This window comes from Salinispora cortesiana, assembly GCF_000484695.1.
GTDB lineage: Bacteria > Actinomycetota > Actinomycetes > Mycobacteriales > Micromonosporaceae > Micromonospora > Micromonospora cortesiana.
Genome location: NZ_AXVR01000107.1, coordinates 1 through 6152, shown reverse-complemented (window position 1 = coordinate 6152; position 6152 = coordinate 1). Strand labels below are relative to the sequence as shown.

Sequence of the window (6152 nt, the reverse complement as noted above, 5' to 3'; positions counted from 1 at the left end):
CACAGCCATACCCGACGAGCCCAAGACATCCACCAGCTACAATGCCGGCCCCTCAATCATCGACAGGCGTCAGACCCGCGAAGAATCAGGGCCAACCCGCGATGAGCGCGGGTTCACCATCCATTCACGGCGCGCATCGATGCACGGACGGATAAGGGTCGTGCCGACTGGCGCGCGGACTACCGCAATCTACGGTACAGCGTCGAAACGCTGCCGGACGACGTAGCGGCCAAGGTTCGCCGCTTCCTGAAGATGCGCCGTCTGCGTTTCGCGGCGCTGGACTTCATCGTAACCCCCGAGGGAGAGCACGTATTTTTGGAGGCAAACCCAAACGGGCAATGGGCCTGGATAGAAGATCAAACCGGACTGCCGATTGCCGCTGCTATCGCAGATGCGCTGGAAGGCGTCACACATGACTGAAGAACTGTCCGACTACATCGCACAGTTTCTGGCCGGGCTAAAAGCCGATGGCTACTTGTCCGACCCGCTGTGGAAGAAAGCGTTTGGCGCGGTGCCGCGTCACGTGTTCCTACCGTCGTTCTTCCTGTCGCTGCCCGATGGACGTTGGCAGGCGATCGACACGACCCACCCTGCCTACTGGCGCATGGTGTACTCCAACACCACCTTGACAACTCAACTCGACGGGGCGGTCGGCCCGGACCCGGACGACGGCACGCTCTCCGGCACCCCCACGTCCAGCTCAACACAGCCGGGACTCATGGCGTTGATGCTGGACTCGCTGCGCCTGTCCGGCGGGGAGCTGGTATTGGAGATCGGCACCGGGACCGGCTACAACGCCGCGTTGCTGGCACACCGTGTCGGGGCACCGAATGTCACCAGCGTCGAAGTGGACCCAGGGGTCGCGAAGCTGGCCCGGCAACGACTCTCATCGCTCGGCGACTGGCCGAGCGTGGTCACGACCGACGGAGAACGGGGCTGGCGGGACAACGGCCCCTATGATCGGCTAATCGCGACGGTGTCCGTGCCGGCGGTACCACCCGCATGGCTCGCACAGGTCCGCGACGGCGGGCTGATCGTGGTCAGCTTGTGGCGTGACCTGGGCGGCGGTCCGCTGGTGCGGTTGGAGGTCAACGGCGGCAGCGCACAGGGCTTTTTCTTGGCCGAGGCGGGCAGCTTCATGCCGGTCCGTGCGGCCAACCGAGTGCCGACGGCGCTATCTATGGCCCTCAAGCAGACCGGAACCAGCCGGCAAAACCGCCGTCCGAGCACCGTGCTGCATCACCCTGATGCGGGGCTGTGGCTGGCGTTGCGTGTCCAAAACGTGAACTGGCTCGGGTTCACTCCGGATGGCGGCAACGAACAGGTGTGGCTGTTCGCCCCGGATGGCTCCTGGGCAGTGGTTGACGACATCGCAGGGCAGGTGGAGCAGTTCGGGCCGCCTGCGCTGTGGAACGAAGTCGAAACCGTGTACGACCGGTGGCGCGAGATGGGGGCGCCATCGCGCGACCGCCTCGGGTTGACCGTCACCAGCACCGGGGAACACCGGATCTGGCTAGACAACCCGGACGCGGTTGTGTGGAACGATGCCAGCGCGCCAGTAGCCGGCATATCGGCCCCTTAGGTATGGTTTCACGGCCGGGGCGGGGTTCCCGCCCCGGCCGTGGGCTGCGCTGCCATATCTGGCGGGACCGGAGCCCAGGTCGACCGGAGGATGACGTAGGTGGCTAGCGCCTGGTCGGGTCCTCGGCGCCGCGGGTGACGACGGCTAACCCGGACGGCCCGGTCACCACGGCAACGTCCCCATCAAGGTCGGTACGGAGGATCCGGGCTCCGCCGCGGGCAAGACGATCCAGCACCGACGCATCCGGGTGCCCGTAGGTGTTCTCCTGGCCGACCGGGACCACCGCCACCAGCGGACGGACCGCGTCGAGAAAGGCCGGGTCCTGATATGCCGAACCGTGATGGGCGACCTTCACCACATGCGCGCGGAGGCCGCCGTCCGGCGTGTGATCGAGCAGGGCCTGCTGCTCCTCGATCTCGGCATCTCCAGTCAACAGGATCCTCACCCCGTTGACAGTGGCCAGCAGGACAAGCGAGTTGTTGTTCGGATCTGAACGGGTGCCCCGCATCGGGGCCGGTGGACCGATCAGGGTCAACTCCACCGCGCCAGCCCGGTAGCCCCAACCAGCTGGAGCGGAAAACATCTCAGTGGAACCCGCCGCAACCTGGACCAAGTCCCGGCCGAACGCCGGCTCCGACCACGACGGAGCGAGCACGGCCGTGACTCGCCGCCCCCGGAAGACACCGGCCACCCCACCCACATGATCGTGGTGGAAGTGGCTGATCACCAGCAGTGGCACCTCCCGGACACCGATCCGACGTAGGCAGCGATCCACCAACCCCGGCTCCGCCCCGGCGTCCACCACCACCCCCCGCCCCGGACCGGCCGACAGGACCAGCGCATCACCCTGACCGACCGCACACGCCACAACCACCCAACCCGCCGGCGGCCAACCAGCAGCCACCAACCGCACCGGCAACGCACCGAGCACGGCCGCAACCGCGGTCACCGCCACCAGCCGCCGCACCACCCGGCGACGGACCGCCACCAACAACGCCAGAGTCAACCCCGCCAGCAGTAGCGCACCCCCGACCCCGGCCGGCCAGGGCAACGCCCCCGCCGGCGCCCGCGCCCCGTAGTGCGCCACAGTGACCAGCCACCACGCCGGCCAACTGGCCAGCCAGGCCAGAAACTCGGCACCCGTCGACCACAGCGGCGACAGCACCGCCGCCACGACACCAAGCACCGTGGCCGGCGCGATAGCCGGTGCCACCAGCAGATTCGCCGGCACCGCGACCAGGCTGACCGTGCCCGAAATCCCCGCGACAACCGGCGCACAGGCCACCTGCGCGGCAGCCGGCACCGCCAGTGCCTCAGCGACCCCCACCGGCACCCAACGACGACGTAACGCGTCCCGCCACCGCGGCGCCAACAACAACAATCCGCCGGTAGCGAGCACCGAGAGAGCGAAGCCGAAATCCCCCGCCAGCTCAGGATCGACAAGCACCAGCACAGTGACCGCCGCAGCCAGGGCCGGCAACGCCGCCCGCGGCCGACCGACGGCGAGCGCGGCCAACCCGATCGCGCCCATCGCCGCCGCCCGCACCACACTCGGCGACGGACGCACCAGGATCACAAATCCCACCAACGCAACCACACAGAGCCCCGCCGCGAGCCAGGGACCAGCCCGGCCCCAACGAGCCAGCAGCAACACCGCACCCACGACAATTGCTACGTTGGATCCAGATACGGCCGTTAAGTGCGTCATGCCAGTGTCGAGAAAGTCCTCCCGCACCGAGTCGGGCAGCTGACTCGTGTCGCCCACCACCAGGCCGGGCAGCAGGCCACCCCGCTCGTCCGGTAGCGGCTCGCAGGCTTCTTGGAGTCCGGCGCGGAGCGTGCCGGCGGCACGCTGCAAGCCCGGCGGCGACCCGTGTGGGACCGGGGCCCGGGTTGACCACAGGACCGCAGCGGTCAGATCGCCGCCCCGCGGAGCAGCGAGCCGACCCTCGGCGGTCAGCCGCTGCCCCGGCAGCAGCGCTCGCCAGGCCGGGTCGGTGGCGAGGACCAGCATCCGGACCCGCGCCTCGACCCGATCCCCATCGAGACCGGTGATGCGGGTTGACTCCGCTGCCACCAAGAACGTGGCGGGTCGCCCAGAACCGGACCGGACCAGCCGGGGGTCGTCCCGGACGACCAGGTCGACGGTGACGGTGGCCCGCTCCTCGACGAGGGCACGCACCGGGGTAGCGTCCCGCACGGCTACCCGGGCGGCGGTGACGCTCGCTCCGCACACCACCCCGAGAGCAGGACGGCGATGGCCGTCCAGCCGTACCGGCGGACGGATGCAGGTGGCCGGCCGAGTAGTCCAGCCAGGTGGGCTGCCCCGGCGGCGGCCACCACAGCAGCGATCGCAGCGATGAGCAGCGATGCCCCGGCGGGCAGATACAGGCCGGCCAACGCGGCCAGCCAGGCGGCGATGGCCAAGCCCGCCAGCCGTAGGTCCGGCGGGTCGGATGCGCTCGGTGCAGGCGCCCGCCGAGCGAGCCCAGGGCGCTGCCCGTCGCGGGGGCTTCTCACACCGTCACCAGGTCCTTGAGCTGCTCGTACCGGGTATCGCCGATGCCACCAACCTGGCGCAGGTCGCTCACCGACCGGAAGCCGCCATGCTCTTGACGGTGGTCGAGGATGCGCTGCGCGAGCACCGGGCCGACTCCGGGCAGCGTGTCGAGCTGCGCCAGGGTGGCGGTGTTGAGGTTGACCTTGCCGCCGGGCACCGCTCCCGCCTCCCCACCGGCGGGGGCCACCCCCGGTGGCGCGGTGACACCGATCAGAATGAGTTCCCCATCGGCTACCTTCCGGGCCGGATTGAACAGGGCGACATCGACGCCGGGCAGCGCCCCACCGGCCGCCTGCACCGCGTCGGCGACCCGGGCACCGGCCGGCACCCGGACAAGTCCCGGTCGGCGGACCTTACCGGCGACCGCCACCACCAGCTCACCCTCGGCCTCCATCGGGTCAGCGGAGGCGGACGGAGCGACCGGTGTCACCGCTGCGACCGGCTCGACCGGCTCGACCTGAGGCCGGGACCGCCACGCCCAGAAGCCCGCCCCGAGCACCACCAGCACAGCTACGAGAGCTAATGCCCGCACCCCACGTCGCCCCGGATCGAAAGCGCCCGGCCCCGACAAGACCCGGCTCGATGTTTCTGTGTGCGGTTGGGCGGACGACACCGCCTCTGCCTCCGACCCGTCCTGCGGGGTGCGTCGCGTCCCGTCCGGTGCCGCCGGTCGCGTCGCCACCGCCGGGGCTACCGCCGGGGTCGCCGCCATCGGTTGGCCGGAGCCGGACAGATCCCCGGTCAGCAGCACTCGGTGCAGGCGGTCCCGGACCGCCCTCTCCTCGTCGTATGACACGGCGCGACGCTAGGCCGACAGGCGGAACGAGTGCCCTCCGCACGAGGAACGCTGTGGATGAGAGCGCGCCTGTGGACAGTCCCCTGACCATGGTCGCGATGTGCTACCGAACGCGCCTCCGACAGCCAATCCGCCGGAGTGGGCAGCAGCTGGGTCAGCCGTCGGCAGACGAACGGCGGTGCACGACCACGCAGGCCAGGCCGGGCCCCGCATGCGCGGCGACCACCGCACCGGCCTCAGAGACGTACGTGCTCCGCAGGCGGTCACCAAACCGTGCGGCCAATGCCACCTGGAGTGCCTCGGCGCGCTGCGGCGCGGCGAGGTGATGCAGAGCCAGGTCAACGTCGGCGTCCCCGGCGACCTCGACAGCGAGATCCACCAGCCGGGCGACGCCCCGGCTGGCGGTACGCACCCGGTCCCGGAGGACGATCACCCCATCCGGCATGTGCATGATCGGCTTCACCGAGAGCGCTGTGCCGAGCAACGCCGAGGCGGCGTTGATCCGGCCGCCCCGACGGAGGAACTCCAAGGTGTCGACGTAGAAGTAGATGGTGGTCCGCGCCACGGCCCGCTGGGCGGCCGCGTGAGCGGCGGTCAGGTCGGCACCGGCTGCCGCGGCCTCGGCCGCGGCCACCGCGGGAAATCCGATGCCCATGCCACAGGAACGGCTGTCCACCACCGCCACTCGGTCGCCGAACTCCGCGGCGGCCAGACGCGCGGACTCGACAGTGCCGGAGAGCCCCGCGGACAGATGCACCGAGACGATGCCGTCGGCGCCGTCGTCGAGAAGCCGGCGGTACGTATGCACAAACTGCGCGGGGGCCACCCGGGAGGTACTGACTGATACCCGCCGCGCGCTCAAGGCCTGGGTAGCGTCGGCGGGAAAGGTCTCCACCCCCTCCCGCCCCTCCACGCCGTTGAGCACGACGGTCAAGGGCACCACCGTTAGCTGGTGAGTGGCCAGCAGCCCAGGGGGAAGATAGGCGGTGGAGTCGGTGACAACCGCGATGGGCATGCCGGAACGCTAACCGATGCTGACCGGCGCCGCTGAGGCAGAATCAGGTCAGAACCCGCCGGAGACGACTGTTGGCCGGCACCCTGTTTCGGGTGCCGGCCAACAGCTTCTTTCCCCCTTGTGTGGGTTAGGTCTTATCTGCGGTGGGTCAGCTGGTCCAGTGCTCGGCGACGAGGTCGGCGGCCTGGGTCTCCCACTG

3 protein-coding genes and 2 pseudogenes are annotated in these 6152 nt (G+C 69.9%); 2 read left to right on the top strand and 3 right to left on the bottom strand.

Going from position 1 to position 6152, the window contains the following annotated elements; all coding sequences use genetic code 11:
- Nucleotides 1-123: 123 nt before the first annotated feature.
- A pseudogene (locus K228_RS29270) lies at nt 124-420 on the top strand (ATP-grasp ribosomal peptide maturase); the annotation flags it as partial.
- Complete coding sequence (tgmC, locus tag K228_RS0123665) at nt 413-1582, top strand: ATP-grasp peptide maturase system methyltransferase (protein WP_025620610.1); 1170 nt, start codon at nt 413-415, stop codon at nt 1580-1582. The pseudogene K228_RS29270 and the gene tgmC, both read left to right, overlap by 8 nt.
- 103 nt (nt 1583-1685) lie before the next feature.
- Here tgmC and K228_RS26160 read toward each other — a convergent pair.
- The 3 genes and pseudogenes from K228_RS26160 to K228_RS0123650 form a co-directional block, all read right to left on the bottom strand.
- Nucleotides 1686-4102 (bottom strand): annotated as a pseudogene (locus K228_RS26160) (ComEC/Rec2 family competence protein).
- Nucleotides 4099-4938: a ComEA family DNA-binding protein gene (locus K228_RS0123655; RefSeq protein ID WP_025620609.1), complete on the bottom strand. Its 840-nt coding sequence runs from the start codon at nt 4936-4938 to the stop codon at nt 4099-4101. Before K228_RS0123655 ends, K228_RS26160 begins: the two are co-directional and overlap by 4 nt.
- Nucleotides 4939-5092: 154 nt before the next feature.
- The gene (locus K228_RS0123650; RefSeq protein WP_025620608.1) at nt 5093-5953 is read right to left on the bottom strand and encodes a DegV family protein; all 861 of its coding nucleotides are present in this window, start codon (nt 5951-5953) and stop codon (nt 5093-5095) included.
- Nucleotides 5954-6152 lie beyond the last annotated feature (199 nt).